General features: G+C 57.3%; 31 protein-coding genes. 11 read left to right on the top strand and 20 right to left on the bottom strand.

The annotated features are described in order from the left end of the window. Positions 1-34: 34 nt before the first annotated feature. From phoQ to rluE, 7 genes are all read right to left on the bottom strand, one after another. A complete protein-coding gene (gene phoQ, locus OJ965_RS13755; RefSeq protein WP_046101611.1) occupies positions 35-1,495 on the bottom strand; it encodes a two-component system sensor histidine kinase PhoQ in 1,461 nt (486 codons plus the stop codon). 2 nt (positions 1,496-1,497) lie between these two features. After that, complete coding sequence (gene phoP / locus OJ965_RS13750; RefSeq protein WP_009090826.1) at positions 1,498-2,166, bottom strand: two-component system response regulator PhoP; 669 nt, start codon at positions 2,164-2,166, stop codon at positions 1,498-1,500. Between the two features lie 104 nt (positions 2,167-2,270). Next, positions 2,271-3,641: an adenylosuccinate lyase gene (gene purB, locus OJ965_RS13745; RefSeq protein ID WP_265136392.1), complete on the bottom strand. Its 1,371-nt coding sequence runs from the start codon at positions 3,639-3,641 to the stop codon at positions 2,271-2,273. A 44-nt stretch (positions 3,642-3,685) separates the two neighbouring features. Continuing rightward, positions 3,686-4,327: a high frequency lysogenization protein HflD gene (hflD, locus tag OJ965_RS13740; RefSeq protein WP_265136390.1), complete on the bottom strand. Its 642-nt coding sequence runs from the start codon at positions 4,325-4,327 to the stop codon at positions 3,686-3,688. Positions 4,328-4,369: 42 nt separating this feature from the next. Then, positions 4,370-5,482, bottom strand: coding sequence for a tRNA 2-thiouridine(34) synthase MnmA (gene mnmA, locus OJ965_RS13735; RefSeq protein ID WP_111207917.1), 1,113 nt, complete (start codon positions 5,480-5,482; stop codon positions 4,370-4,372). Positions 5,483-5,524: 42 nt separating this feature from the next. After that, positions 5,525-5,998 (bottom strand): NUDIX domain-containing protein, encoded by a 474-nt coding sequence (locus OJ965_RS13730; protein WP_140028347.1) that lies wholly within the window; start codon positions 5,996-5,998, stop codon positions 5,525-5,527. A 44-nt stretch (positions 5,999-6,042) separates the two neighbouring features. Next, positions 6,043-6,705, bottom strand: coding sequence for a 23S rRNA pseudouridine(2457) synthase RluE (gene rluE, locus OJ965_RS13725; RefSeq protein ID WP_265136386.1), 663 nt, complete (start codon positions 6,703-6,705; stop codon positions 6,043-6,045). 104 nt (positions 6,706-6,809) lie between these two features. On the opposite strand from rluE, the gene icd reads away from it, so the two are divergent. From icd to OJ965_RS13710, 3 genes are all read left to right on the top strand, one after another. Continuing rightward, positions 6,810-8,060 carry an NADP-dependent isocitrate dehydrogenase gene (gene icd, locus OJ965_RS13720; RefSeq protein WP_009090813.1) on the top strand — a complete coding sequence of 417 codons (1,251 nt, stop codon included), beginning with the start codon at positions 6,810-6,812 and terminating at the stop codon, positions 8,058-8,060. Positions 8,061-8,291: 231 nt separating this feature from the next. Further along, positions 8,292-8,489, top strand: a complete 198-nt coding sequence (locus OJ965_RS13715) for a hypothetical protein (RefSeq protein ID WP_265136383.1) — start codon at positions 8,292-8,294, stop codon at positions 8,487-8,489. A 276-nt stretch (positions 8,490-8,765) separates the two neighbouring features. Next, positions 8,766-9,842 carry a glycosyltransferase family 9 protein gene (locus tag OJ965_RS13710; RefSeq protein ID WP_265136381.1) on the top strand — a complete coding sequence of 359 codons (1,077 nt, stop codon included), beginning with the start codon at positions 8,766-8,768 and terminating at the stop codon, positions 9,840-9,842. Here the strand turns inward: OJ965_RS13710 and OJ965_RS13705 are convergent. The 7 genes from OJ965_RS13705 to OJ965_RS13675 all read right to left on the bottom strand — a co-directional run bounded on the left by OJ965_RS13705 (position 9,770) and on the right by OJ965_RS13675 (position 14,259). Next, positions 9,770-10,108, bottom strand: a complete 339-nt coding sequence (locus OJ965_RS13705; protein ID WP_265136379.1) for a DUF1493 family protein — start codon at positions 10,106-10,108, stop codon at positions 9,770-9,772. The genes OJ965_RS13710 and OJ965_RS13705 overlap by 73 nt on opposite strands. Continuing rightward, on the bottom strand, positions 10,108-11,169 hold the full coding sequence (locus tag OJ965_RS13700) for a glycosyltransferase family 9 protein (RefSeq protein WP_009090808.1): 1,062 nt from the start codon (positions 11,167-11,169) through the stop codon (positions 10,108-10,110). The genes OJ965_RS13705 and OJ965_RS13700 overlap by 1 nt, the downstream gene beginning before the upstream one ends. Positions 11,170-11,534: 365 nt before the next feature. Next, positions 11,535-11,705: a YgdI/YgdR family lipoprotein gene (locus OJ965_RS13695; RefSeq protein ID WP_009090806.1), complete on the bottom strand. Its 171-nt coding sequence runs from the start codon at positions 11,703-11,705 to the stop codon at positions 11,535-11,537. A gap of 166 nt (positions 11,706-11,871) precedes the next feature. Further along, positions 11,872-12,120 (bottom strand): ElaB/YgaM/YqjD family protein, encoded by a 249-nt coding sequence (locus OJ965_RS13690; protein ID WP_046101619.1) that lies wholly within the window; start codon positions 12,118-12,120, stop codon positions 11,872-11,874. Positions 12,121-12,276: 156 nt separating this feature from the next. After that, positions 12,277-13,287 (bottom strand): Ppx/GppA phosphatase family protein, encoded by a 1,011-nt coding sequence (locus OJ965_RS13685; protein ID WP_265136373.1) that lies wholly within the window; start codon positions 13,285-13,287, stop codon positions 12,277-12,279. 23 nt (positions 13,288-13,310) lie between these two features. Next, positions 13,311-13,868 carry a hypothetical protein gene (locus OJ965_RS13680; protein ID WP_140028352.1) on the bottom strand — a complete coding sequence of 186 codons (558 nt, stop codon included), beginning with the start codon at positions 13,866-13,868 and terminating at the stop codon, positions 13,311-13,313. 61 nt (positions 13,869-13,929) lie between these two features. Further along, the gene (locus OJ965_RS13675; RefSeq protein WP_009090800.1) at positions 13,930-14,259 is read right to left on the bottom strand and encodes a hypothetical protein; all 330 of its coding nucleotides are present in this window, start codon (positions 14,257-14,259) and stop codon (positions 13,930-13,932) included. Positions 14,260-14,473: 214 nt separating this feature from the next. Between OJ965_RS13675 and OJ965_RS13670 the strand changes: the two genes are divergently transcribed. From OJ965_RS13670 to OJ965_RS13660, 3 genes are all read left to right on the top strand, one after another. Then, entirely contained in the window at positions 14,474-14,653 is a 180-nt protein-coding gene (locus OJ965_RS13670; RefSeq protein WP_009090798.1) for a hypothetical protein, read from the top strand. Between the two features lie 190 nt (positions 14,654-14,843). Continuing rightward, on the top strand, positions 14,844-15,227 hold the full coding sequence (locus tag OJ965_RS13665) for a hypothetical protein (RefSeq protein WP_009090796.1): 384 nt from the start codon (positions 14,844-14,846) through the stop codon (positions 15,225-15,227). Between the two features lie 21 nt (positions 15,228-15,248). After that, a complete protein-coding gene (locus tag OJ965_RS13660; RefSeq protein WP_058957481.1) occupies positions 15,249-15,662 on the top strand; it encodes a GNAT family N-acetyltransferase in 414 nt (137 codons plus the stop codon). On the opposite strand, the gene OJ965_RS13655 is transcribed toward OJ965_RS13660, so the two are convergent. Together OJ965_RS13655 and ldcA are read right to left on the bottom strand one after the other, a co-directional pair. After that, a complete protein-coding gene (locus OJ965_RS13655) occupies positions 15,663-16,325 on the bottom strand; it encodes an MBL fold metallo-hydrolase (RefSeq protein WP_033736326.1) in 663 nt (220 codons plus the stop codon). 22 nt (positions 16,326-16,347) lie between these two features. Next, positions 16,348-17,271 (bottom strand): muramoyltetrapeptide carboxypeptidase, encoded by a 924-nt coding sequence (ldcA, locus tag OJ965_RS13650; protein WP_009090791.1) that lies wholly within the window; start codon positions 17,269-17,271, stop codon positions 16,348-16,350. Positions 17,272-17,437: 166 nt separating this feature from the next. On the opposite strand from ldcA, the gene emtA reads away from it, so the two are divergent. After that, on the top strand, positions 17,438-18,067 hold the full coding sequence (gene emtA / locus OJ965_RS13645; RefSeq protein WP_072215488.1) for a membrane-bound lytic murein transglycosylase EmtA: 630 nt from the start codon (positions 17,438-17,440) through the stop codon (positions 18,065-18,067). A 36-nt stretch (positions 18,068-18,103) separates the two neighbouring features. Here emtA and OJ965_RS13640 read toward each other — a convergent pair whose 3' ends face one another. Beyond that, entirely contained in the window at positions 18,104-19,054 is a 951-nt protein-coding gene (locus tag OJ965_RS13640) for a sugar-binding transcriptional regulator (protein WP_009090789.1), read from the bottom strand. Positions 19,055-19,452: 398 nt separating this feature from the next. On the opposite strand from OJ965_RS13640, the gene OJ965_RS13635 reads away from it, so the two are divergent. The 3 genes from OJ965_RS13635 to OJ965_RS13625 are packed head-to-tail and all read left to right on the top strand — an operon-like array spanning position 19,453 to position 22,710. After that, positions 19,453-20,283, top strand: a complete 831-nt coding sequence (locus OJ965_RS13635) for a transketolase (RefSeq protein WP_009090788.1) — start codon at positions 19,453-19,455, stop codon at positions 20,281-20,283. Next, positions 20,276-21,220, top strand: a complete 945-nt coding sequence (locus tag OJ965_RS13630; protein ID WP_009090787.1) for a transketolase family protein — start codon at positions 20,276-20,278, stop codon at positions 21,218-21,220. The genes OJ965_RS13635 and OJ965_RS13630 overlap by 8 nt, the downstream gene beginning before the upstream one ends. A gap of 2 nt (positions 21,221-21,222) precedes the next feature. Then, entirely contained in the window at positions 21,223-22,710 is a 1,488-nt protein-coding gene (locus OJ965_RS13625) for an FGGY family carbohydrate kinase (RefSeq protein ID WP_265136363.1), read from the top strand. A 65-nt stretch (positions 22,711-22,775) separates the two neighbouring features. On the opposite strand, the gene OJ965_RS13620 is transcribed toward OJ965_RS13625, so the two are convergent. Further along, on the bottom strand, positions 22,776-23,906 hold the full coding sequence (locus tag OJ965_RS13620) for a mechanosensitive ion channel family protein (protein ID WP_046101629.1): 1,131 nt from the start codon (positions 23,904-23,906) through the stop codon (positions 22,776-22,778). Between the two features lie 96 nt (positions 23,907-24,002). After that, positions 24,003-24,737 (bottom strand): flagellar brake protein, encoded by a 735-nt coding sequence (locus OJ965_RS13615; RefSeq protein ID WP_033736567.1) that lies wholly within the window; start codon positions 24,735-24,737, stop codon positions 24,003-24,005. A gap of 208 nt (positions 24,738-24,945) precedes the next feature. Here OJ965_RS13615 and OJ965_RS13610 point away from each other — a divergent pair, with 208 nt between their 5' ends. Beyond that, positions 24,946-25,194 carry a GlsB/YeaQ/YmgE family stress response membrane protein gene (locus OJ965_RS13610; RefSeq protein WP_009090782.1) on the top strand — a complete coding sequence of 83 codons (249 nt, stop codon included), beginning with the start codon at positions 24,946-24,948 and terminating at the stop codon, positions 25,192-25,194. A gap of 88 nt (positions 25,195-25,282) precedes the next feature. Here OJ965_RS13610 and OJ965_RS13605 read toward each other — a convergent pair whose 3' ends face one another. Beyond that, positions 25,283-25,966, bottom strand: a complete 684-nt coding sequence (locus OJ965_RS13605; RefSeq protein ID WP_009090780.1) for a class I SAM-dependent methyltransferase — start codon at positions 25,964-25,966, stop codon at positions 25,283-25,285. Positions 25,967-26,075 lie beyond the last annotated feature (109 nt).

Genomic DNA, 26,075 nt, shown 5'->3' with positions numbered 1-26,075 from the left:
AAATGCCAGCAAGTATAACAGCCCGGCGGCTTTTCTACTCGCGGCGATGTTCGACTTCCTGCCGCTGAAAGATCACTTCCATGCGGGTTCCGCCGAGTGCACTGCCGGAGGCGATGACGTTACCTTCATACTGCTCAAGAATGTCGCGCACCACGGCCAGACCTAACCCCTGGCCGGGACGCAGCGTATCGGCCCGCTGTCCGCGAACAAACACCAGGTCGCGCTTGCTTTCAGGGATGCCCGGGCCATCGTCATCGATATAGAGATGCAGCGCCTTGTCGCTCTGAAACGCGCTTACTTCGATAAATTCCAGGCAATATTTGCAGGCGTTATCGAGCACGTTACCCAGCACTTCCATAAAGTCATTCTGGTCACCCACAAAGGTCAGCTCCGGGGAGATATCCAGGGTAATCGCCACGCCCTTACGCTGATAGACTTTATTCAGGGCCGAACAGAGGCTGTCGAGCAGGCCAGAGACCGAATGCAGATCGCGCTGCAGCGGATTGTGATCGGCCTGCATACTGGCGCGGTGCAGGTAATATCCGACCTGCTGCGAGATACGACTGATCTGCTCCAGCATCACCGGTTCTGCCTCTTCCACCGTCAGCTCTTTGCCGTTGCGCAGCGAGCGCAGCGTACTCTGCAATACGGCCAGCGGCGTTTTCAGGCTGTGGGTCAGGTCAGAGAGGGTGGTGCGATAGCGGGTATAACGCTGCCGCTCATTGGTCAGCAGCAGATTGAGATTGCGCACCAGGCTGCGCAGCTCCTGTGGGGGATTGTCGTCCAGGTTTTCGCGCTGACTGGTCTCCAGTTCACGCACCTGCTGAGTCAGCGCACCGATTGGCCGCAGACTCCAGTGCGCGGCCAGCCACAGCAACGGAACAATCAGGATCAGGTTGGCGGCCAGCACGTAGCTGAACCACGACCAGACCACGTCCGAGTGCTGAAGCTCCTGCGGGATCGAGTCGACCACCACGATGGTGAGCGCAGGCAGATTGGTGGTGGCATCGTAACGGTTGACAGCCACCGAGTGGGTAAAGGTATCGTTGCTGTCGTTATCCCAGTCGTTGAGGCGTCGCTGCGCATTCAGGTTGTTCCCCATCGCCAGCATGCTGGTGCGGTTGCTGGTGTCAATCTCGTAAAAATCGGGCTTCAGCAGCCATTCATGGCGGATCTTTTTGCGGATATCCGGAACGTCGCGCTGCTGCCACAGCAGCTTGCCGCGCTCGTCGTAGATAAACACCAGCGTCGGGAAGTTGAGCGTCATCCGCTCCGGCTGGGCGATGGTGAGCTTGTTGTCATGCCATTGCGCCAGCGTAAAGAAGAGGTTGCTCTCACCACGCATGACGCGATAGGTGTTTTTATCAAAGCTCACCACATAGCCAATCACCGCGACCATGCCGTAAGAGAGGGAGAGAAACAGAACAATCGCTGCGGAGGCCAGCAGAAAGCGGGCGCGCAGCGAAATCGGGCGATAACGATTAAACCAGGACATGGTCAGAGATCAAAGCGGTAACCCTGGCCACGCACGGTGGCGATCACGTCAGTGGGGTGCAGCGCTAGAATCTTTTTGCGCAGGCGGCCCATCAGTACGTCGATGGTGTGGCTTTCACGCAGTTCCGCATCCGGGTAGAGCTGGAGCATCAGCGAATCTTTGCTGACCACTTTGCCCGCGTTACGAATCAGCGTCTCGACGATGGTGTACTCAAAGGCGGTGAGCTTCACCGGCTGTTCATTGACGGTGAGTTCCCGGCGGGAGAGATCGACCTGAAAGGGGGCCATATCGATAATCTGCGAGGCGTGACCGCTGTTGCGACGCATCAGCGCCTGCAGCCGGGCGGCCACCTCTTCAATATGAAACGGTTTGGTCACGTAGTCGTCGGCACCGGCTTCCAGCGCTTCGACTTTGGCCTGCCACCCTTCGCGGGCTGTCAGCACCAGAATGGGCTGGCGCACGGCGTCGCCGCGCCAGCGACGGATCAGCGACATGCCATCTTCATCCGGCAGACCGAGGTCCACCAGCGCGATATCGGGCAGATGTTCCCGAAGAAAATAGTCGGCTTCTTTGGCGTCTTCGGCGGCATCGACCTGATGGCCCATGTCACGTAACTGGACGGCGAGATGATGGCGCAGCAGGGCATTGTCTTCAACAACCAGAACACGCATAGAAATTCCTTACACTCTGTTTGAGTCAACCTGCAGAAAGTATACGCGAAATGTATTAAACAGGATGTTAACGCAGACCGGAGTGAGCCGGTCTGCGGCGGGCATTATTTCAGATCGTCCACCATCCGGACAGCGCGACCGATATAGTTTGCTGGCGTCATCTGCTTCAGACGCACTTTTTCCTCTTCCGGCAGCGCCAGGCTGTCGATAAAGGTCTGCATACCGGCGGCATCCACGCGTTTGCCGCGCGTCAGCTCTTTCAGCTTCTCATAAGGCTTCTCGATACCGTAACGGCGCATCACCGTCTGGATCGGCTCCGCCAGCACTTCCCAGTTGTGATCCAGTTCGTCCAGCAGACGTTCGCGGTTCACTTCCAGTTTTGAGATGCCTTTCAGCGTCGCCTGATAGGCGATCAGCGCATAACCGACGCCGACGCCAAGGTTACGCAGCACGGTAGAGTCGGTCAGGTCACGCTGCCAGCGCGACACCGGCAGTTTGCTGGCCAGATGCTGCATGACTGCATTCGCCAGACCCAGGTTGCCTTCGGAGTTTTCGAAGTCGATCGGGTTGACCTTATGCGGCATCGTTGACGAGCCAATCTCGCCCGCAATGGTTTTCTGTTTAAAATGGTTCAGCGCCACGTAGCCCCAGATATCGCGATCAAAGTCGATCAGGATGGTGTTAAAGCGGGCGATGCAGTCGAACATCTCGGCGATATAGTCGTGCGGCTCGATCTGCGTGGTGTAGGGGTTCCAGGTGATCCCCAGCGAGGTGACAAAATCCTCGCTCAGCGCGTGCCAGTCCACTTCCGGGTAGGCAGCAATGTGGGCGTTGTAGTTGCCCACTGCGCCGTTGATTTTGCCCAGCACTTCGATCTGCTTCAGCTGACGTAACTGACGCTCAAGGCGGTACGCCACGTTTGCCATCTCTTTACCCATGGTTGACGGCGTTGCCGGCTGTCCGTGGGTGCGGGAGAGCAGCGGAATATCACGGTATTCGCTGGCCAGACCCTTCACCGCACCGATCAGCTGTTCCCAGTAAGGCAGCAGCACGTCACGGCGGGCTGTTTCCAGCATCAGCGCGTGCGACAGGTTGTTGATATCTTCCGAGGTGCAGGCGAAGTGGATAAATTCAGAGACGGCGTGCAGCGCAGGCGTGTCGGCAACTTTTTCTTTCAGGAAGTATTCGACCGCTTTCACATCGTGGTTGGTGGTGCGTTCGATGGTTTTGATGCGCGCGGCATCTTCTTCGGAAAAACCGGCGACAATCGCATCAAGGAAAGCGTTTGCGTCAGCGTCAAATGCAGGAACTTCCTTGATCTCTGCGGTCGCGGCCAGTTTTTGTAACCAGCGAACTTCAACCTCAACGCGGAATTTCAGCAGACCAAATTCGCTGAAAATCGCACGCAGCGGGCTGACTTTGTCGCCGTAACGACCATCGACAGGTGAGACGGCGGTCAGAGAGGATAATTCCATCAGTGCAACTCCTGAATCATTTAGCAGTGTTTGGCCACACCGACTTAGTAGGTCAGTGGCAGCCGGGATAAGAGGGTTTTCGCTTCACGCAGCAAACGCTGACGCGAGAACATCAGTTGCAGTCGGCCACCACCGACCTGCTGCCAGAGCACCGCCGCGCGGATACCGGCCAGCAGGGTGGCGCGCACTTTACTCTGAACCTGGCTGTTCTGCAGCACGGCAGGTGAACCGGTCACCTGAATCCGCGGGCCAAGCGGGCTGATGACATCGACATAGATGCCCGCCATGGCGCTGAGAATGGTATCGGATTCCAGCTCATAATGCGCCAGCTGGCGATCCAGCTGACTGATGCGCTGCGCCAGGGTCGCCATGGCAGACTTGCTGGCGCTGAGTTTACGTTCCAGCACCATCATGCTCAGGGTGTAACGGGTCAGTTCGGCACCGGCGCCCTGGCGACTGCTGCTGTTCAGCACCGCTATCAGGGTTTCCAGCCCGAGACGCAGGTTGGCTTCATTGTTGCCAAACACGGCCAGCGTGGAGTCAGGATTGAGATCCAGCACGCTGCGCAGCGAAACGGTCAGCGCCTCTGGCTGGCAGTGACCCTGCTGAGCCAGCTGCTGCACCAGATGCGCGGACTGACAGATGCCCGCCAGCGCCAGCGTAATTTCCTGATAATTTTTCGCCACGGTTACTCCTGTTTACGCGTCATCAATAGGGGCTGCGCCCGCTTACTCTGTCACGAAAGGCAGACGCTGTTCGATAATACCGCCACCGAGGCAGACATCGCCAAGATAAAAGACCGCAGACTGGCCGGGCGTCACCGCCGCAACCGGCTCATCAAAGCGCACTTCAATCCGATCGTCACCGTGAGGAATAATCTCACAGGGAATATCGGTCTGACGATAACGGGTTTTCACGGTGCAGCGAAGCGGGGCGGTGATCGGCTGACGATCGACCCAGTGCAGCTGCTGCGCAATCAGTCCCACCGACATCAGACGCGGATGATCGCCGCCCTGAGCGACAATCAGGCGGTTCCGCGCCACATCTTTGTCGACCACATACCAGGGATCATCTTTGCTCTCTTTCAGGCCACCGATACCCAGGCCTTTACGCTGTCCCAGGGTGTGGTACATCAGCCCCTGGTGCTCACCGACGATCTGGCCGTCAGTGGTTTCAATCTCGCCTGGCTGGGCCGGCAGATAGCGTGCCAGGAAGTCGCGGAATTTACGCTCGCCGATAAAGCAGATGCCGGTCGAATCTTTCTTCTTCGCGGTAATCAGGTCCAGCTCTTCAGCGATGCGGCGCACTTCCGGCTTTTCCAGCTCGCCGACCGGGAACAGGCTCTGCGCAATCTGCTGGTGGCTCAGGGTGTAGAGGAAGTAGCTCTGATCTTTGTTGCCATCCAGGCCGCGCAGCAGCTGGCTCTGGCCAGCGACATCCTGACGGCGCACATAGTGACCGGTAGCGATGAAGTCAGCGCCGAGATCCTCAGCCGCGAACTCCAGGAACGCTTTGAATTTGATCTCTTTGTTACAGAGAATATCGGGGTTAGGGGTGCGGCCCGCTTTATACTCTTCGAGGAAATGCTCGAAGACGTTATCCCAGTATTCCGCGGCAAAGTTAACCTTGTGTAGCTTCATACCCAGCTTGTCGCACACCGCTTGCGCATCCGCCAGATCGTCCGCGGCGGTACAATACTCCTCGCCATCGTCCTCCTCCCAGTTCTTCATGAACAGGCCTTCAACCTGGTAACCCTGCTGCTGCAGTAACCAGGCGGAAACGGAAGAATCGACGCCGCCGGACATACCGACGATCACTTTTTTCTGGCTGTTGTCAGACATGACACGCTCGCATTACGATAAAAAAACAGGCGGCGCATTCTATCATGCAGAAGGCAGACGCGCACCCTCGTGAAACGGCCACCGGAACGGGCTGACCAGATGAAGCGGGTAGCGCGAGCCCTGTTGCCACAGGCGGACGCTCTCCGCCACCAGCGGCGAACGCAGGTTAGAAGCCGTGAGAATCTGCGCTGGCGGCAGCCACCAGCAGCAGTCGATGTCGCTGTCCTGCGGCTCCGGCACCACTTTTTCCGGCAGATCGACCCCAAACAGAAAACGCACAAAAGGCGTGGTGTCGGGGGCTATCCACTGGTTAATCGCAATGAAATAGTCCATCTGCGCCACGATGCCGGTCTCTTCATAGAGTTCACGCGCCGCGGCTTCATGCAGCGTTTCATCCGCTTCCAGATGGCCGGCTGGCTGATTCCAGGTGGCGCGTCCGTTGATGGTCTCTTCCACCACCAGCAGCTCACCTTCTGCCTGAACCAGACAGGCGACCGTAACATGAGGTTTAAACATCCCTTCTCCGCAATTGTTAACCTGAGGTTATGAAAGTTCGGTTGTCAGACAGGCTCTGTGCTGATCTCCCGCCACGCTCCGGGGGCCAGATCGTCGAGGCTGTAGTGACCCATGGCATAGCGAATCAGGCGCAGGGTAGGAAAGCCGATGTGGGCGGTCATGCGGCGAACCTGACGATTACGCCCCTCATACAGCGTGACCTTCAGCCACTGCGTCGGAATGTTTTTACGCTCGCGGATCGGCGGCTGGCGTGGCCAGAGCCATTCGGGTTCATCGACTTTTTCCACGCCAGCGGGCAGGGTCGGGCCATCTTTCAGATTAACCCCATCCCGCAGCGGCTGCAGATCCGCCTCCTGTGGCGCGCCTTCGACCTGCACGTAGTAGATTTTGCCGGTGCGTTTGCCGGGCTGAGTCAGCGCGGCCTGCAGGGCGCCGTCGTTGGTCAGCACCATCAGGCCTTCACTGTCGCGATCGAGGCGGCCTGCGGCATAGACCCCGGCAACAGTAACAAAATCCTTCAGGGTGCGGCGGCCCGCTTCATCCGTAAACTGCGGCAGAACGTCGAAGGGTTTGTTAAAGAGAATCACGCGGCGCGGGGCCGCAGGGCGGGCAGGCGTACGTCGCGCATCACGCGCCGGACGGCTGAATCGTTTATCCTGGTGAATTCGTTGAGAAGTTTTTCGCATGGGCTTTGCAGTCAGAAACATTCGGCGCATTATAACGTGAAATTGCGGTGATTGGCGTGGCGGAAATATTCAAGTAGTATTGACGCGCATCTTACAAATCATTAACAAACGCCCAGGAGAGGTTAATGGAAAGCAAAGTAGTTGTTCCGGCGGAAGGTCAAAAAATCACCCTGAATCAGGGCAAGCTGACAGTGCCAAACAATCCGATCATTCCTTACATCGAGGGTGACGGTATCGGTGTTGATGTTTCCCCGGTCATGCTGAAAGTGGTCGACGCGGCGGTGAAGAAAGCCTACAACGGCGAGCGTAAAATCTCCTGGATGGAGATTTACACCGGTGAGAAATCAGTCGAACTCTACGGCCAGGACGTCTGGCTGCCTCAGGAAACCCTCGATTTAATCAAAGAATATCGCGTTGCGATCAAAGGTCCACTGACCACTCCGGTCGGCGGCGGTATTCGTTCACTGAACGTGGCCCTGCGTCAGGAGCTTGACCTCTACGTCTGCCTGCGTCCGGTTCGTTACTACAAAGGCACGCCAAGCCCGGTTAAACGTCCTGAAGAGACCGACATGGTGATCTTCCGTGAAAACTCCGAAGATATCTATGCGGGTATCGAGTGGAAAGCGGGCTCTGCCGAAGCGGACAAAGTGATCAAGTTCCTGCGCGAAGAGATGGGCGTGAAGAAAATCCGCTTCCCTGAGCAGTGCGGTATCGGCGTTAAGCCATGCTCCGAAGAGGGAACCAAGCGTCTGGTGCGTGCGGCAGTGGAATACACCATCACCAACGATCGTGATTCACTGACCCTGGTTCACAAAGGCAACATCATGAAGTTCACCGAAGGCTCTTTCAAAGACTGGGGATACCAGTTAGTGAAAGAAGAGTTCGGCGGCGAGCTGATCGACGGCGGCCCGTGGATGAAGTTCAAAAACCCGAACACCGGCAAAGAGATCATCGTTAAAGATGTGATCGCGGATGCGTTCCTGCAGCAGATCCTGCTGCGTCCGGCTGAATATGACGTTATCGCCTGTATGAACCTGAACGGTGACTACATCTCTGACGCCCTGGCGGCTCAGGTCGGTGGTATCGGTATCGCACCTGGCGCCAACATCGGTGACGAGTGCGCGCTGTTTGAAGCCACGCACGGCACTGCGCCGAAGTATGCAGGCCAGGATAAAGTGAACCCAGGTTCCGTGATCCTGTCGGCAGAGATGATGCTGCGCCACCTGGAGTGGTTCGAAGCGGCTGACCTGATCGTTAAAGGTGTTGAAGGCGCTATCGCCAACAAGACCGTGACTTACGATTTCGAACGCCTGATGGATGGCGCTAAACTGCTGAAATGTTCAGAGTTTGGTGACGCGATCATCGAAAATATGTAATGTCTGATGCGGCCGGCACAGGGTCATGCTCTGTGCCGGCTTTTTTGTGCCCGCGTTCCACGCTTTTCTCTTTCTCCGCCTCACGTGATCCTTCAGTGACATCATCGCGTTTTAATATTTCTGTAAATCGGATTGTCTGATGCCACTGCAAAAAAAGGCAGCGCCCCTGCATCGGCCATTCTTCAGCGTCTGAATCCCGTTACTGTAAACACTCATTCATAAGGAGGATTTATGGACGCAAAATATACCAAAGACGCGATTTATATCTGTCGCCTGATGTTCGGTCAGGTTGTGCTGGAATTACTGGCGGATAATCAGGCCGTCACGAACCGCGCCCTGGAGGAGAAAATCAAGCGGATGTTACCCGATGCCCAGCCTGGGCTGATTTATCGGGTCGCCCTTGAGTTGTTAGACGACAGGCTCCATTAATCCCGTCCTGAAAACTGCGTGCCCGGCATACTCTGTGCCGGGCCGAATGATCCTGACGCTCTCCCTGTCGGAAACCGGCTAACTGCCCAAACCTGTTAAGCGTATTCATCCGCTCTGCCCGGCCTCATGTTTCAACAATATGGCAACTGTTGAACCAATCTGACACTTCGCTGACTAATCAGCTGACTGTACCGTTACGTTAGCATTCCACGAGCGTTAACGGGGACGTCTTATTTTTAGCCAGCCAGCACAGACTGTGCGCAGAGGATGTCAGACATGCGGGTTTTAATTATTTGCAGGGATAATATTGGCGACACGTTACTGACCACGCCGCTCATCAGTGCGCTGGCGCAGTCGGGACAGTATCAGGTCGATGTACTGACGAACAATTACGCCGCCCCTGTGCTGGCGCACAACCCCGATATCCGGCAGCTCTTCTTTTACACCAAACTGCATCACCGGGAGTCAGGGCAGGGAAGGGTGACCTGCCTGTTGCAGCGGCTGAAGCTGATGCTGACCCTGAAAAAGCAACGCTATGAGGTGGTGATACTGGCGAAAAGCCGCTGGGATCAGCATGGCCTGAAATGGGTAAAGAGCCTCCGTCCGGCAAGAGTCATCGCCCTGGGAGAGCAGTCACATCCTCTGATTACCGACCTGCTGCCACCGCCCGACCCGTCGCCGTGCCATATCAGCGAAACTCTGTTCAGCCTGGGACGCCCCTTCAATCTCCGTGAAAACAGACCGGGCAGACTGACGCTGCGGCCTGACGCCACCCTTGCCGCCAGCCTGCGCGACACTTACGCAATTGATAGCGACCTCCCGGTCTATGCGCTGCAAATCAGCGCCCGTAAGCCGAGCCAGCAGTGGGAAGCGACACGTTTTGCCGGACTGGCTGAGAAAATTGCCGCTCACCACCCCTGCCAGATCATGCTGCTGTGGTCACCCGGCAGTCGCGATAATCCGCGTCATCCGGGTGATGATGAAAAAGCCGCAGAAATTATGGCGCTCTGTCCGCACCTGCCGATCAGAGCGGTCTCAACTACCAGCCTGCCGCAACTGATCGCGGCGATGTCGTTATGTCAGGGGCTCGTGAGCAGTGATGGCGGGGCGATGCACATCGGTGCGGCGCTGGGATTGCCGGTGGTGGCGCTGTTCGGCGACAGCGACCCGGCGTGCTGGCATCCCTGGCAGGTGAATTATCAGGTGCTGCAGCCCGCGTCACGGAATGTTAACGCGCTGAACAGCTGTGAAGTCTATGACGCCGTTGTCCACACCCTGATTCAGTCATCCTCTTCAGGCCAGCATCCCCGGCTGGCCGCCTCAGACAGCATCGCGATGGTGACAGGGCGGTAAGCCGGTTCAGCGCCGGCTCTGAATCCGGGAGTGAAAGCAAAGCGTCGCCGTTGCGCTGCCGGAAAATAGCGGGACTCATCATAATGGTCGGCGCTGACGTTGAACGTGAGAAAAAAGTCGCTCATCAGCAGCGCAAATTCCACCTCATTCAGCGGAAGCTGTTGCAGGTGAAAACCCGGCCGGTCCACTCTGCGGAACCAGCCCAGCGGGGTCGGCTGATTATGATATTCAATCAGCGTAATAATGGCGGCAGATAAGCGGTTCATTATCCCACCAGTTGCGCCACGGCCTGCTCAACCTCTTCCGCCTTAATCGACGCCATGGGATGCTGCGTCGCCGTCTTGTCCGGACGGTGAATGATAATGTGGCGATCGCTGTCCTGACAGGGGCCGGTATAGCGCGGGTTAGCGGTGGAGAAGAGGCTGACGGTCGGGGTCTGCGCCGCCACGGCGATGTGCAGCGGGCCGGTGTCGCCGGTGACCAGCAGATCCAGCGAGCGGATCAGGGTAATCAGGCCACTGAGGTTTGTTTTGCCCGCCATTGGCGTCACATTTTTCCGGCAGTGCGGCGGCAGGCTGGCGATAAATGCCTGCTCAAGCGGTTGCTCAGCCGCTGTACCGGTCACAACGATTTCACTGTCAGGCCAGCGCGCAAGCAGGGCGGTGGCCAGCTGACTGAACGACTCCAGCGGCCAGCGGCGGATATCTTTCGATGCCCCCAGCTGAAACCCGATGCGGCGATGCGACGCGTTTGCCGTGGCACTGCTATTGAGCTCTGGCAGATGCATCCGGGTCTGCTGCGTCTCTGCGCCCAGTGCTTCAATTAATTTCAGCTTACGCTTGATGGTGTGGTCGTCGAAATAACCCGAATAGTGGTCGAGATATTTATTCAGTACCGGCGATTCGCTGCCGTAATGGTCGCGTAAAATAGCCTGACTGCCGGTCAGTACCGAGCTCATAATATCGTAGGGGAAATGCGCGTGTAATATGACGGACAGTTCTGGTTTATGGCGACGCAGTTTGAAAAATAACGGCAGAAAATTTGCCAGTTTGTTATCCCAGATATAAATCTTATCGAACCAGGGATAGCGGCTGACGAGATCCTTATTTTTCAGGCTGGAGACCAGAATAAATTTACTGGCAGGAAAGCGTTTTTTCAGGCTCCAGATAGCGGGCGTATTCATCAAGAAATCGCCCAGCGCGGTGGTGGAATAGATGACCACGGTCTCCGGGTTCAGCTGCTGCAGGGCCTGCGGTTGTCTTCTGCCGGAAAATCGAGAATAAAGCGTTAAAAGGCGGTCTATCAGATAAATCTTTTTTTTCTTCACGTCTCAATTCTCTTTCACGTAGCAATTATATTAAACAAAAAATCATTATGCGTGATTAGAGAATAGTTTCAGCGAGAAAGTTCATTACGGAAATGTTTTTTTAAACGCTGTAGAGGATCTGTTTAAATTGTTTCCACAATTTCTGTGTTGTTTATTCAGGGTATATTTACAGGATTGCGTAAAGAGAGTAGGGGTTTATTGAAAAGGACTGGGATGAATCTTAAAAAATTATTTTATTTTGCATGTGATGTTAATTGCAGTAATAACTAATAGCAGGATAACAATGAGTGACATTATTTTATGCGCGCTATCGGTTAATGCCGCGCACTAAAAACAGACCCCGGCGTCAGAGCCGGGGCCGGGAATCAGGACTGAGGCTGACCCACCGGGCCGGAGCCGAGCGTGCCGCCTGGTGATGACTGACCGCTTGGCGCATGAGGACGTCCATCTTCTTTAATCGCGCTGCTCTGGTGTGAGCAGCCCGCCAGAGAGGTCAGCGTCGCTGCAACGAGCAGCAGGGCAGGAATTGTTTTCATAAGGTCACCTTGATGTTGTCAGAAAAAGGGAAGCTCACTTAATCATAGTGACTGACCGCGATCTGGCCTGAAAAGGGTTATTTTTCAGATGTTTCTCAGCGGCACGTCGCTGTGAGCGAAAAAAAACGGAAGCCACCGGCTTCCGTTCTGCTGACGTTCTGCAGGATTACTTGCGGCCTAGCAGAAAGCCGAGGATAACACCAACGCCTGCCGCAACAGCCAGACCGGCAACAGGATTAGACTGAACCTGATCCTTGATGCAGTCGGCAGCATCGCGTGCCGCGTAGCTTGCCTGGTTGGCATAACGGCGCGCGGCGCCTTTAGCCTGATGCTCAGAAGAGCCGGTTGCTGCGCCCCATTGTTCCTGAACTGCGCCAGCGGCTTCTTTTACTTTATCTTCGATTTTTCCTGACATCTGTTGCTCCTTGGTTTTAAGTGAGACACTCAAAGCGTAGCAAAGATAGTGAATCCTGCTCCGTCAGAGGCAAATCAGAGGCAAAAAAATTATGTCCGGCTGTTAATGGCGCGGTGTCAGCGGCTCAGCCGGAGGCGAAGCAGGGCAGAGACAGGGCTATTGCAGCAGCACGCCCTGGAGCAGACTGGCCTCCACGATGGTCACCTCGTTGATTTTCAGCGCCTCCATGTAGCCTTCAACCAGCAACAGATTGCTGACGTCCATGGCGCGATAGTCGCCTGACAGTTCACTATCACCCTTCCAGACCTGCTGCTGAGAGAGCTGACGCAATGCTGCCAGGGTGTAGTGATGGGGTCTGCCCGGTAACTGATTGCGGATGGAGAACCCGTGCACACCACCAATACCGATGACCCGGCGACCCGCCACATCCTGTTTGATCTGCGGGCTGACCTCGTTAGTAGCATAAAACTGCACGAAACGCAGCACAGATTGCCGCCAGGAGCCAATCGGGTTGGGTGACGGGGCATCCGGGCTGTTCTTCAGCACGCGCAGGATAAAGTTTTTCAGCGTCACGGAAGCCAGCTTCCCCTGATAGATATCGGCCACCGGCTGACCGGCCTGCTGTCGCCAGGCGGTCATCTGCATCGATCCGCCGCCAATATCCCAGACCAGCAACTGCTCATCACGGATCGCGGGATCGTTCAGCGCGGCTCTGGCGGAGAGGAAGCCGAGCTTCGCCTCCTGCTGCTGTGAGATCAGGCTGATTTGCGCCCCGGTCTGCCGCTGCAGATCGTCAATGACCGCCTGGCCATTGCGGGCGTTGCGAAACACGGCGGTCGCCACGCCGCTGATCCGCTGAGGATGAAAGCGCTGAGCATGGGCCAGAAGCTGCTGCAGCGCCGCGGCGCCCTGGCGGGCGATCGCCGGCGTGAGCTGATTGTCGGGAGCATGTGCCAGCGCATCGTTCCAGGCGACGGCGCGCTGATCCTGATAGAGCACTTTTTCAATGCGCGACTGGCAGACATTGACGCGGGCCACCGCGATTTTGGTGGTGCCGGAACCGATATCAAGACCGGCGCGAATTTGCTGGCAGCGATCGGCCAGGGCAGACGTGGCGAAAAAGAGCGAACAGAAGAGGGTAACAGCAGACAGTGCAGCAGAACGCATAGCGACTCCGGATGCCAGGGGGATCAGCGTGAGCGGGCCGTGACGCAGGCCGGATAAACGCTTACCAGAAAATGACGCAGGTGATCGAAACACCATTCGGCGTCGTCAGCCTGCGGACAATAGAACTGAACGGTGATCTTTTCATAGTCGCGCTGACGCTGGCGCAGAGGCGACCAGCTCCAGTCGAGCACCGAGCGGGCATAATTTACCAGCGTTTCCGCAGGCAGGTTATGCTGCTTCTCCTGCCCGGCCAGGTAGCGGATGAAATGCGCTTCCAGCGTCAGTGCCTCGTCGTGGCCGTGCTGCGGCAGATCGGGACGAAAGGCCACATCGATAAAGCCACAGACCGCATCGGCCTGCTGCTGCCAGTCGCAGGCGAGCGTCATAAACAGCCCCTCCTGCAGATTGACCTCTTCGACCAGACGGCGCAGGTTTTCTGAGCGGTTCAGGACCGCAATCTCCTCCAGCCGGCTGGTTTCCAGCGTTAAATCAATGCCGCACGGATTGACAGAGCCATCCGCATTGCGGGTGGCCGGAAAGGGGAAGTCGATATAACCATTGTTATCCAGACGCTTTTCCATCGGGGAAACCTGCTGCTTGACGTTTCCTGACAATAAACCATCTGGCAGCAGGATTCACCCCTTACGGACAGGTCCAGGTGATCTGGGTATCCTGGTAGGGATTGATCAGCCGGAACTGCTTATCAGAGAGGCGCTGCGCATAGTAGCCTTCCCGCGTCACGGCGGAGGGGACATATTTAAAGCGATCCAGCGACTGCAGCGGCCCACTCTCCACGCTGACGTCATCCCGGGTCACGGTGAAGGCGCTGACCAGATCAAAAATCCGTCCCTGCGTTTGCCCCATCGGCTGACCATAAATTGTCGAAACCTCACCCGGACAGTCGACCCCTTTCGGGCCAGATGAACATCCAGTCAGTATGGTGATGAGGATAAAAATGCTGAGTCGCATCATGATTTTCTACCTGCTTCAATCCCTGGGCGTGTCGTGGCGTGGCGTCTCTTCTGCCAGGCCATCATTCTGTTAATCATAGCAGTTTCCGCTGCGCTTCCTGTTTGCGATTTGTTTAATCGTTAAGCAACAGGAATGTAAAAGGGTGACTTTGCTTATCAATAAACGGTATTCTTGGCTCCTTTGCGCACCACTTAGGCAAATCCAGGGATAAATGATGAAAGAAGAAGAAGCCAGTCTAATGATTATTCGCCACGCGATTGACCAGTTAGATGCCGATAAGAAGCAACAGGTCGTTGCCTGCTCCGAGCGTATTCGCGCAGCGATGCAGGCGTATGACAGCGAGAATGCCGGGCTGGCGCTGATGCTGGTGGCCGCAGAGGTTGCCGCCGAATAACCGTTATCCGGTCAGCATGCGGCGCTGATATGCTGACCGGATTACTTTATCTTTTCTCAACTTTCCGCTTTTTCTCACCCCGATTCTATCTTTTCGTGGTCTTGTTCCCGACGCGCCCGTGCCTCATCAGGGGGCAGGGATATGTTAAGCTATTCATTCCTGTAGAAATCCTCTTCAGTGGAGACACAGCATGAAGGCAGCATTGATTGCTCTGGGCCTGATGGCCTGCCACGTCGCGCCCGCATGGAGCGAAACTGAATTTCAGCTCACCTGTCCCGGTCGGGCGACCATGACCATTTCACGCGCCGAATATGGATTATCCACCCTGATGTGGCCTCCCGGACACTTCCAGATTGCCGCAGGCCAGCAGCGTACCCGTCTGGAGGCGGGCGACAAAGTGGCGATTACCCGCTTTCGCAATGGCGATCAGCTGATTGTGAATCAGCGCACCCAGGCGACCTTCTTTGTTTATCGCGGTAGCGATAAACTGCTGCCCTGCAGCCGCAGTGAAAAACGCGATGTGGATGCACTGACGCTGGAGCGCTACGACGACAGAGCGCGCTCTGACACCTGATACCTGACACCGGAAGCCACGATGAAACCTGAAATTACTGACACGGTTACCGCACAGGATCTGGATGAGGTCAGACTGGGTCTGACCGCCTTCAACCGTAAGTTTATTAATGTGGATGAGATCCGCTCAATTGGCGTCTTCATCCGTGATGAGCAGGGCAAAAAGCTGGCGGGTCTGACCGGGTCAACGGCCGGAAACTGGCTGCGGATTGATATGCTGTGGGTCAGTGAGGCGCTGCGCGGGCAGGGGGCGGGCAGCGCACTGATTCAGGCCGCCGAGCAGGAGGCGCGGGATCGCGGCTGCCGCTTTGCCCAGGTGGATACCGCCAGTTTTCAGGCGCGACCGTTTTATGAAAAGCTTGGCTATACGCTGCGTTTCAGCCTGGATAACTATCCACGCCACCACCAGCGCCACTATCTGACGAAAACGCTGTAATCAGAACAGCGGCTGCTGACGCAGATCGAGCGGGTGCTGCTCAGCTTCATCGATCGCTGCCAGCCAGCTCTGCAGGGTGACCTTTTTCCACGAGAGATGTCCGCGCGTGGTGCTCATCAGCACCACGTCGGGACGCAGCGAACGGTACAATTCCAGCGTCTGACTCAGCTCTGCGGGATTACTGTCCGGCACCAGCACGGTAATCCAGTTATCGTGCGACCGCGTCACCGTATCCCCGACAAACAGATAGGTCAGCCCCAGCGGCGACGTATAGAGGTAACTGCTGCTGCCCGGCGTGTGCCCCGGCGTCGGCAGCAGATGAAAATCCCCGAAGTGCTTTTCCTGCTGCGAAAAGGTGTCATCAGGCTCCGCGAAGCGGCTGATGGGGCCCAGTGACCGGCTATGGCAGTAAAGTGCGCTGCTGAAGCGCTGCTGGATCACCGCCGCCCCCGGCGCAGACTCGTGCCAGTGGGTCAGATAGTGGCGGATCACGCCACCGCTATCGGCCAGCACTTCATGATCGAGCGGATTTTCTACGCGGCCAATCAGCAGATTACCGCGAGGGTGACGCAGCATAAAGCCATGCATCATCAGGTCATTAACGGCATCTTCCACCGGAAATTCCGGGGTTGAGATCCACAAATCGTCATACAACGGCTTCAATGTCGATCTCCTGAAACGTTCTTTATTCCCGCAGAACGGGATGCCCGCTTGCCTGTAAACTGGCCTGGCCCTGACGGACCGCTAATCGTGCGCTGGCCCCCAGGGGCAGGGTCACGGTGTCAGCCGCGTGACCAAAATCCAGACCGCTGATCACCGGCAGGCCGGTGGTTTCACGCACCCGCTGCCAGACGGTGCTGAAGTCAAACCCGTTGTCATACTCTGTCAGTGCGGTACTGGTAAAGCTGCCGGTGACCAGCGCCCGCTGACGCGCCAGAATGCCGCTCTGCTGCAGCTGAATCAGCATACGTTCTATGCGAAACGGATGTTCATTCACATCCTCAATAACCAGAATGCCGTTTTCAATCTGTGGCATCCACGGCGTGCCAGTCAGCGAACAGAGCATCGCCAGATTACCGCCCCACAGCGTCCCCTGCCACTCACCCTCATCAGGCGTTTCGCTCTGCCATGCCACGTCTACTGTAGGTGATGTCAGAGCCTGCCAGAAGTGATGCAGGGTAAATTCAGATAAGGTCGCGGCACCGAAGTTGCCGGCCAGCATCGGACCGCTGAAGGTGATTAAGCCGACCTGCGCCAGCAGCGCCAGCTGAATGGCGGTGAAATCACTGTGCCCGCACAGCGCCAGCGGCTGATTCAGCAGGCGACGCTGCAGGCCGACATAGTCGATCGATTCCAGTAACCGGCTGGCACCATAACCGCCACGCACCGCCAGCACCACATCGGGCAGCGTGCTGAGTGTGGCAAGCTGGTTAATATCCGCCAGCCGTTCGGCGTCTGTCCCGGCGAAGCGCTGAAAACGCCGGGTAATGATCTGCTCATTCTCTACCCGATGGCCCGCCTCGCGCAGTCGCGCAATGCCGCACAGCGCCGCAGGCTGATTGTGACAGTAACCGGAGGGGGAGATAAGACGAACTGAACGTGAAATCATCATACTTTCCTGCTGTTAGCGCCCTTGACCTGAGGCGATGATGACGAAATACACCCCTGAAGTCACGACACGGGCCGCTTTTTCGTGCATTTAGGATAAACGGTAATTTTGCTCTCAGGCGGTCTGGGTATGATAGCATTCGCCACTACCGCTATGAGACGAAAAATTGCTGAAAATCCGACACCTTATACTCTCAGCGTTACTCCTGACCGGCTGTGCCAGCGAGCCACCGCACCACGCAGTGAAACAGCGTAATACGCCACTCACTCAGGCACCGCCTTCCAGCGTTAACAGCGCATGGTCAATGTTTACCGAAGATGCCGCCAGTCATTATGGCGTTGATGAGAAGCTTATCAGCGCCATTATCAGTGTCGAGTCGGGGGGAAATCCTGGCGTGGTGAGCCGTTCGAATGCGGTGGGCCTGATGCAGATCAAAGCCTCGACCGCCGGGCGTGAAGTTTACCGGACGCAGGGTCGCCGCGGTCAGCCATCGAATGCCGAACTGCGCGATCCGGCTAAAAATATTGATATCGGCACCGCCTATATCCGCATCCTGCAGGATTCCGCTCTGTCAGGGATTCGCGATCCGCTGACGCTGCGTTATGCCACTATCGTCTCCTATGCCAACGGTGCCGGTGCGCTGCTGCGAACCTTCTCCCGCGACCGCGATCGTGCCATTGCGATGATCAATGCGATGTCGCCGGATGAGTTTTACCAGCATGTCCAGAACAAACATCCGGCGGCGCAGGCTCCACGCTATCTGTGGAAGGTTACCACCGCCTATCGCACGATCTGACCGGAAAGCGCCCCGGCATGATAGCGGGCGCACTCCCTACGGCGCGAGCAGCAGCCGCGCCGTCGGATAATCGACGATCAGCACCTTGATGTAGCCGCCCAGCAGCGCCGCACGAATCGCCGGCGCTTTCTCACGTCCGCCAGCCAGTCCCACTACCTGCGGGCACTGCTTAACCTGCGCCAGCTCCATGCCGATCACCGGATCTTCTTCCGGCTGCAGCACCGGCTGTCCGCAGGCATCGAAGTAGTGCAGGCAGATATCCCCCACGGCACCGCGTGCCGCCAGGGTCTGCAGCATTTCACCATCGTAGTAGTTGCCTGAATTGCGCAACAGGGCTGACGGCTCAAGGTCGCCAATACCGACAATCGCCAGATCGACCTGCTCAAACTGCTCCAGTACCTCCGCCACTTCCGCGTTGGCTGACAGCCGCTGGCGATCGCTGACCGAATGTTCGATTGACTGTGACGGCAGCAGCCAGGCGGGGCAGTTCAGCAGCGCCGCCAGATTCTGCGTCAGAATGGTGGCCTGCACATTGCCGTTAGCGCCAACCCCACCCAGCAGCTGAATAACCCCTTTGCAGGCGATGTTGAGCGGATGCAGCGCATCGACCATCGCCCGGATGGTGCCGCTCCAGGAGGAGATGCCAATCAGTTCATCGTTGCGCAGGCGGGTTTCGAGATAGTGCGCTGCCGCCGATCCAATCGCCTGTTTGATCTGCAGCGGAGAAGCCTGGTCCGGCACATCAACCACAATCGCCTGGGGCAGGTGGTAGGTCTGCTCAATCGCTTTTTCCAGCTCAGGATAGACATTGGCCGGTGGCACAACGCTGATTTTGACCACACCCTCTTTTACGCTGCGATTAAGGATGCGTGAGACAAAGGACTGCGACAGGGACAGCGACTGCGCGATCTCCGACTGCTTCAGCCCCTCGATATAGTACAGGGTGGCGATCTTCACCATCAGTCGCTGTTCATCCTGTTTGGCCATCAGTTTTCCCTCTCAGAGTCTGCCCGGTATTGTTAACCAGGATCATCAAAATCACAACGCAGGCGAATTTGTGATCGTTTTCGCTTTTTGACGATCGCCTGTTGGACGATGCCTCAGCAGAGGCGCATAGTCATTATGCATATAAAATCGTCATTGAATATATATTCATTGAAATTCGTGAGCAGGCCCTTCTGTCCCTATCGTGCCGGTTGTCAGGCTATAGGGATCATGGGGGGATGGCGGTACCCGTCAGGTGATGAACCGATCTGACACGCTGTTTAACGACGCATTTATACAGGATGACAGGCGGCCGATTCCGGACCCGATACGTTAACGGTTAATTTTTTTACCCATCGTGAATATATATTCACGGTCGATTTAAAATTCAGAGGCAGAACATGAACCCTTTCAATCTTTCAGTCGATGAGCTTGAACGCCGGGCGCGGGCGATACGCCGCCGCATTATCCAGCTTAACGCGGGCAGTCCGGCAGGCGGGCACACCGGTGCTGACCTGTCGCAGGTCGAGATCCTGACCGCGCTCTACTTCCGTATTCTGAACTGCGCACCGGATCGCACAGAGGATAACGATCGCGACATCTACATTCAGTCCAAAGGGCATGCGGTAGGGGGCTACTACTGCGTACTGGCGGAAGCGGGCTATTTCCCGACCGAGTGGCTTACCACCTATCAGCACGCTGACTCTCCTCTGCCGGGCCACCCGGTGCGCCAGAAGACACCGGGCGTGGAGCTGAACACCGGTGCGCTGGGGCACGGCCTGCCGGTGGCGGTAGGCATCGCCCTCGCGGCGAAAAAAGATCGCAGCTCCCGCCGCATCTTTGTCGTGACCGGTGACGGCGAACTGGCGGAAGGGAGCAACTGGGAGGCCGCTCTGGTGGCGGCGCACTATGGGCTCGACAATCTGATCATCATCAATGACAAGAACAAACTGCAACTGGCGGGCGCCACCCGGGACATCATGAACACGGACCCGCTGCCGGAAAAATGGCGCGCTTTCGGGCTGGAGGTCAGTGAATGTAACGGCAATGCGATGGCGGCGGTCGTCAGCACCCTTGAAAACCTGCCGCAGAACGGCAAGCCGCAGGTGGTTGTGGCGCATACCGAGAAAGGTTTTGGCGTCTCCTTTATTCAGAGCAAGGCGGAGTGGCATCACCGGGTGCCGAAAGGCGAAGAGATCGCGCTGGCACTGGAGGAACTGAAAGATGAGTAATGCACAACACCTGGCAAACGTCATGGTTACGGCCTTTATCGACGCGGTGAATCGCGGCGTCGATCTGGTACCGGTGGTCGCGGACTCCACCTCCACCGCCAAAATCGCGCCTTTTATCAAGGCGTTTCCCGACCGGCTGATTAACGTCGGCATCGCGGAGCAGACGCTGGTGGGAACGGCAGCAGGCCTGGCGCTGGGCGGCAAAATCGCCGTGACCTGCAACGCCGCGCCGTTTCTGGTTTCACGCGCCAATGAGCAGGTAAAAGTCGACGTCTGCTACAACAACACCAACGTCAAACTGTTCGGGCTGAATGCCGGTGCCAGTTATGGCCCGTTAGCCAGCACCCATCACAGCATTGACGATATCGCCGTAATGCGCGGCTTTGGCAACATCGAGATCTACGCACCGTCCTGTCCGCTGGAGTGTCGTCAGATTATTGATTACGCCCTGGAGCACGTCGGCCCGGTCTATATCCGCCTTGATGGAAAAGATCTGCCGCAGCTGCATGATGACACCTACCGCTTCAGACCCGGCGCGATCGACCTGTTACGTGAAGGCCGCGACATCGCCCTGGTGGCGATGGGATCCACAGTTCATGAGGTGGTTCACGCCGCTGCGCAACTGGCTGAGCAGGGTATTTCAGCGGGCGTGATCGCGGTTCCATCGATTCGACCCTGTGATACCCAACAGCTGCGCAACCTGTTAAATCACTATCCGGCGGTCGTGACCGTGGAGGAGCATAACGTCAATGGCGGTGTCGGCAGCCTGGTCGCGGAAGTGCTGGCAGAAGGCGGCTGCAGTATTCCGCTGGTCCGGCTCGGTATTGCTGATGGGGAGTATGCGATTGCCGGCGATCGGGCCGCCACGCGTGCCCGTCATGGCATTGACGCCAGCAGCGTGGTGAAGAGTGCAGCGCGCATCTGCGCAGGAGTGTGAACATGGCGGGACCTCTGATTCTGGCAATCGATGAAGGCACGACCAATGCCAAGGCGATAGCGGTTGATCGTGCCGGGCGGGTGGTGGCGCGTGGCAGCCAGAGTTTAACCCTGCACCATCCCCAGCCGGGGCTGGCTGAGCAGGACCCGATGGCAATCTGGCAGGCGGTGAGAGAGGCGAGCACCCGGTGTCTGGCGGCATGCGGGGGCGCGTCTGTCGCCGCCGTCGCGATCAGTAATCAGCGGGAGTCGGTGCTGATCTGGCAGCGGCGCGACGGGCAGCCACTGACGCCGCTGGTAAGCTGGCAGGATCGCCGTTCTGAGTCGTTCTGTCGCGATCTGCACCAGGCAGGCAAAGCCCCCCGGATCAGCGGCCTGACCGGGCTGGCCGTCGATCCGATGTTTCCGGCGGCGAAGCTGACCGGGATGCTGGCTGCCATTCCCGATGGCGCGGCACGGGCCGCAGCCGGCGAGCTCTGCATCGGCACGGTCGATTGCTGGCTCAGCTGGCAGCTCAGCGCGGGCGAATGCTTTGTGACCGATCATGCTAATGCCGCCCGTACGCAGCTCTACAGCCTGCACCTGAACGACTGGGACGACGAGCTGCTGACGCTGTTTCAGTTGCCGCGAGCCGCGCTGCCACGCATCATCGCCTCCGCCAGTGAGCAGGGTGTGGTGGCGGTGAACACCATTCCCGGCTTAGCGCCGGGCACCCCCATTCTGGCGCGCATCGGCGATTCGCATGCTGCCCTGCAGGCGCAGCGACGCGGAGACGCTGAAGTCGTAAAAGCCACCTACGGCACCGGCTCGTCCCTGATGATGTCCATGGCGACGCCGTTACTGACCGAAAATGGCCTCAGCACTACCGTGGCCTGGCACGACGGTACGCTGCGTTATGCCTTTGAAGGCAATATTACCCACACCGGCTCAGGCGCGGCCTGGCTGGGTAAGCTGCTCGGCGTGCAGGACCCACGTGAACTGACCGCACTGGCGCAGGGCTGCGATGACAATCAGGGCATCTACTTCGTCCCGGCGCTCTCAGGACTGGGCGCGCCCTGGTGGGATTTACAGGCGCGCGGCATGGTGTGCGGACTGACGGATGCCGCCACCCCCGCGGTGCTGGCGCGGGTGGCGCTGGAGTCGATCGTCTGGCAAATCGCCGATGTCTTTTTTGCGATGGAGCAGGCGAGCGGTCAGCAGCTTCCGGCGCTGTGTGTGGATGGCAGCGCCACGGAAAACAGCTGGCTGATGCAGCTACAGGCCGATGTGTTACAGCGTCCGCTCTACCGGGTGCCCACCGCCGAAGTCTCCGCCCTGGGCGCAGCGTTGCTGGCCGGCAAAGTACTGGGATGGTGGCAGCAGGGCAGTGATATGCAGGCGCTGCAGGGGGGCAGCGTTATCCTGCCCCGTGACGCGCGCGCGCACGCTATGCAGGAAAACTACAAAGGCTGGCTCGATGCTGTTGCCCGCTGCCGTTTTCAGCCGCGTTAAGCGCGATCCGGCGCAGCGGCGTGACGGTTTGCCTGGCCTGAAACCCCCTGAGGCCAGGCAATGCCTCAGCGCGCCATTTGACGTACCTCGCCCTTATCATTCTCCACGGCAACCAGATCCACCGGCGGCAGATTGCCGCCGCTGAACTCGACCTGACGGATCGGGAAGGCGAAGCGAATATTGCGCGCTTCCAAGGCCGCCATCAGCTGCAGGTTAATCTCCTGCTGAATATCCATATATTTGTTGTAATCCGCATCCAGCACGTAATAGACCACTTCAAACGTCAGCTTCGAATCCTCAAACGCCAGGAAGTGGGCGCGGTCAAAACGCGTGGTCTCCACACCCTCGATGATCGCTTTCACCAGCGGGCTAATCTCCCGAACCTGCTCCGACGGGGTGGCGTAGCTGATGCCAAACTTAAAGACGATGCGGCGCTGCTGCATACGCTTGTAGTTGTGAATGGTCTGCTGCAACAGAATGGTGTTTGAGCAGACGATTTGCTCTCCGCTCAGGCTGCGCAGCCGGGTCGTTTTCAGGCCGATATGCTCGATGGAACCGGCAATGTCGCCAAAGACAATAAAATCGCCATGCTCAAAAGGCTTATCAAAACCAATCGCCAGTGACGCAAACACATCGCTCAGCACGGTCTGAATGGCCAGTGCAATGGCGATACCGCCGACCCCGAGGCTGGCGACCAGTGCGGTAATATTGATACCCATGTTCGACAGAATGGCGAGGAACATCATGATCCAGACCACGACCCGCAGCAGAATCCCGAGGATCACCGTGGTCACCGGATTACGCACGTGCAGCGGATCGCGCATCAGGCTCTTCAGCCACAGCCGGATGCCGCTGTCGATCCACAGGGCAAGTTGCACAATCAGCGCCAGGAACCAGCCGTGGGCAATGGTGGCGCTCCATGAGGCGGGCAGATCGACAAATTTCAGGGCGATCAGCAGCGAAAAGATCAGCAGCAGGGTCTGGCTGGTGCTTCGCAGGATCTCCACCAGGATCGCCGTGACACGAACGTGGCGGTGTTCGCTGTAAAGGGCAATCCGGTTGGAGATAAAGCGAATCAGGGTGCGCAACACCCAGTAGATCACCAGGGTGGCGACCACCACGATGGCGCTGTTGAGCCAGAACGTCTGGTTAAAAAAGAGGGAGTGAAAATGACGTGATGAGAGCCAGTTTTCCATTGGGGAAGGTCTCCTTGCTGGGTTCCGGTTTAAAAGAAATCAAGCAGGAAGCATAGCCTGGATGCGGCCCCCTGGGGGCGCGCATCCGGAAAGCGGTTACTGGAATCGGGTCGATTTATCGCGGGCCAGTCGCTCAAGGGAGAAGATAATCTGCTGAAGCTGTCGCTCCTGCGTTGGGTTCAGCGTGGCAAACCGGAAGCTGAGACGGGGCGTCACGCGGGTTTCATTTTTATGCGTCACGACAGTTCGTTCGCCGATGTGCAGCAGCTTAACCGGCACCTCAAAATGACCATACTCACCCAGCTCCACGCGAAACTGATTGAAACTGTCGCCATTCTGCAATCCTTCCGGCAGTGCCTCGTCCACCAGCACACCGATCCCGCCCAGCGACAGATCCTGCAGGCGCAGACGCGTTTTCCGGCCATCCGGCCACACGGTATGGCACCAGAACTCCGGCGCCAGCGGGGCAGTGACCCGGAAAAATTCCCGTCGCTGAATCTGCCACACCAGCTCGGGCAGCGGCGCGCTGAAGGCGGGCAGGCCGTCAAAATCGACCTTCTCCAGCGAGGCGAGACTGAACTCAACCTTTGCGCCGTAGGTTTCCGCCGTGATGCTGAGATCGTCGCTGGTCAGGGCGTAGTCGTTATCCAGATTATTACTGCCGAGGTCAAACAGCAGGCGGTCTGCGTCGGCAGCCAGCATCCGGCTGATAAACTGCCCGCGCGGGAAACGCACCAGTAATGGTGTCTGCAGTCGCAGCAGATCTTTCATTACGCCCAGAACCGCCAGCGTGCCACGTTTTAAATATTGTTCCTGGTCGGCTTCTTTCACATCCTGCTCCACAAGGGGTTTTATTATTTTTACGTTCTGACTACCTCATTACGGTTATCGGCGCAGCGGAAAAAAGCTTTAGCCAGGGTACGCCGAAAAAATCGTGAGGGCAGGCAGGCACTTTCCGAAAAGCTCGCTATACTTAGCGCAGTAAACCGCTTGATTAATCAGGCGTTCACGATGTAATCAAAAAAGGAAGGAGCAACAGATGGGTATTATTTCCTGGATCGTCTTTGGCTTGATCGCGGGTATTCTGGCGAAGTGGATTATGCCGGGTAAAGACGGTGGCGGTTTCATTCTGACGGTGGTGCTGGGTATTATCGGTGCTGTGGTCGGGGGCTGGATCAGTACGCTGTTTGGCTTCGGCCGCGTCGATGGGTTTAACTTCGGAAGCTTTGTGGTCGCAGTGATCGGTGCCATCGTGGTGCTGTTTATCTACCGCAAGGTACGCAGTTGACCGTAACGGTTTAAACAAAAAAGGGGACGAAGTGATTCGTCCCCTTTTTTATGACTCAGACCGGATCGCTTTTTAGCGCCCTTGTCCGTCATGCTGTGAGCCTCTTTTGCTGCGAACAGACTATTGTAGCGTGATCCCACCATGCATTTTCATTAACGCTGACTGCCTCCACAGTGAAATGCGCACTCTCGACTTCACGCCGTAAATCAGGGAGCGGCTTCAGGGTCCGCCAGGGCTTGCCGGCTTTCCATAAATGGTGGCTGCAGGGATCATAGGCCGCAATGTCTGCTGAATGACGAGGTGTGCCGCACATTGAACCGATCACAAAGCGTCCCTCCGGGCTGAGCAGCCTTCTTACCTCGGCAAAGAAGCGCTGCCGATCGTCGTCGATCAGGCAGTGTAAGCAGCTGCCGTCAATAATGAGCTCAAATGTTGCCGCCTGGCAGCGATCGATATGACAGACATTGCCGACAAGAAATGTCGCGGTGAGTCCGGCTTGCTGAAAACGCTTTTCGGCCCACTCTATCGCGGTCTCTGACCAGTCTACCCCCCAGACTGAATATCCCTGCTCAGCGAGAGACTGCGCGGCCATGGCGCCATTACCACATCCCATCTCCAGTACCGGTGCGCCAGGCTCCGGTAAATAGTGGTGAGTACGGAGCCACTGAAAGATTTCTTCCTGCTGTTTTTTGGCTCTGAGATAACCTTCTCCTGCCCAGGCTACCGCGCCGTTTGCCAGAAGCTGCCTGTAATGTTGTTCATAGGGGTTCATGTCAGAGACTCCTTTTCAACGCCGGACCCTCTGTTTTATACGTCAGGGCCGCCTGCGTGTCATCGCACCATTTCGGCCATAGTTCTATCTGTGAGCGAAGCGGCAGAAA

This window comes from Pantoea anthophila (assembly GCF_026104315.1).
GTDB lineage: Bacteria > Pseudomonadota > Gammaproteobacteria > Enterobacterales > Enterobacteriaceae > Pantoea > Pantoea anthophila.
This window is presented reverse-complemented; position numbering and strand designations above follow the sequence as displayed.

Bases quoted from the DNA above. Each gene is read 5' to 3' on its own strand.
- OJ965_RS13710 (WP_265136381.1), top strand. From the start codon at position 8,766: ATGCGGGTTTTAATTATTTGCAGGGATAATATTGGCGACACGTTACTG.
- OJ965_RS13635 (WP_009090788.1), top strand. From the start codon at position 19,453: ATGAACCCTTTCAATCTTTCAGTCGATGAGCTTGAACGCCGGGCGCGG.
- icd (WP_009090813.1), top strand. From the start codon at position 6,810: ATGGAAAGCAAAGTAGTTGTTCCGGCGGAAGGTCAAAAAATCACCCTG.
- OJ965_RS13695 (WP_009090806.1), bottom strand. From the start codon at position 11,705: ATGAAAACAATTCCTGCCCTGCTGCTCGTTGCAGCGACGCTGACCTCT.
- OJ965_RS13690 (WP_046101619.1), bottom strand. From the start codon at position 12,120: ATGTCAGGAAAAATCGAAGATAAAGTAAAAGAAGCCGCTGGCGCAGTT.
- OJ965_RS13670 (WP_009090798.1), top strand. From the start codon at position 14,474: ATGAAAGAAGAAGAAGCCAGTCTAATGATTATTCGCCACGCGATTGAC.
- OJ965_RS13660 (WP_058957481.1), top strand. From the start codon at position 15,249: ATGAAACCTGAAATTACTGACACGGTTACCGCACAGGATCTGGATGAG.
- OJ965_RS13705 (WP_265136379.1), bottom strand. From the start codon at position 10,108: ATGAACCGCTTATCTGCCGCCATTATTACGCTGATTGAATATCATAAT.
- purB (WP_265136392.1), bottom strand. From the start codon at position 3,641: ATGGAATTATCCTCTCTGACCGCCGTCTCACCTGTCGATGGTCGTTAC.
- mnmA (WP_111207917.1), bottom strand. From the start codon at position 5,482: ATGTCTGACAACAGCCAGAAAAAAGTGATCGTCGGTATGTCCGGCGGC.
- phoP (WP_009090826.1), bottom strand. From the start codon at position 2,166: ATGCGTGTTCTGGTTGTTGAAGACAATGCCCTGCTGCGCCATCATCTC.
- OJ965_RS13675 (WP_009090800.1), bottom strand. From the start codon at position 14,259: ATGATGCGACTCAGCATTTTTATCCTCATCACCATACTGACTGGATGT.
- OJ965_RS13620 (WP_046101629.1), bottom strand. From the start codon at position 23,906: ATGGAAAACTGGCTCTCATCACGTCATTTTCACTCCCTCTTTTTTAAC.
- phoQ (WP_046101611.1), bottom strand. From the start codon at position 1,495: ATGTCCTGGTTTAATCGTTATCGCCCGATTTCGCTGCGCGCCCGCTTT.
- OJ965_RS13640 (WP_009090789.1), bottom strand. From the start codon at position 19,054: ATGGCCAAACAGGATGAACAGCGACTGATGGTGAAGATCGCCACCCTG.
- OJ965_RS13610 (WP_009090782.1), top strand. From the start codon at position 24,946: ATGGGTATTATTTCCTGGATCGTCTTTGGCTTGATCGCGGGTATTCTG.
- OJ965_RS13680 (WP_140028352.1), bottom strand. From the start codon at position 13,868: ATGGAAAAGCGTCTGGATAACAATGGTTATATCGACTTCCCCTTTCCG.
- OJ965_RS13665 (WP_009090796.1), top strand. From the start codon at position 14,844: ATGAAGGCAGCATTGATTGCTCTGGGCCTGATGGCCTGCCACGTCGCG.
- OJ965_RS13730 (WP_140028347.1), bottom strand. From the start codon at position 5,998: ATGTTTAAACCTCATGTTACGGTCGCCTGTCTGGTTCAGGCAGAAGGT.
- rluE (WP_265136386.1), bottom strand. From the start codon at position 6,705: ATGTTTCTGACTGCAAAGCCCATGCGAAAAACTTCTCAACGAATTCAC.
- OJ965_RS13630 (WP_009090787.1), top strand. From the start codon at position 20,276: ATGAGTAATGCACAACACCTGGCAAACGTCATGGTTACGGCCTTTATC.
- ldcA (WP_009090791.1), bottom strand. From the start codon at position 17,271: ATGATTTCACGTTCAGTTCGTCTTATCTCCCCCTCCGGTTACTGTCAC.
- OJ965_RS13685 (WP_265136373.1), bottom strand. From the start codon at position 13,287: ATGCGTTCTGCTGCACTGTCTGCTGTTACCCTCTTCTGTTCGCTCTTT.
- OJ965_RS13715 (WP_265136383.1), top strand. From the start codon at position 8,292: ATGGACGCAAAATATACCAAAGACGCGATTTATATCTGTCGCCTGATG.
- OJ965_RS13605 (WP_009090780.1), bottom strand. From the start codon at position 25,966: ATGAACCCCTATGAACAACATTACAGGCAGCTTCTGGCAAACGGCGCG.
- OJ965_RS13625 (WP_265136363.1), top strand. From the start codon at position 21,223: ATGGCGGGACCTCTGATTCTGGCAATCGATGAAGGCACGACCAATGCC.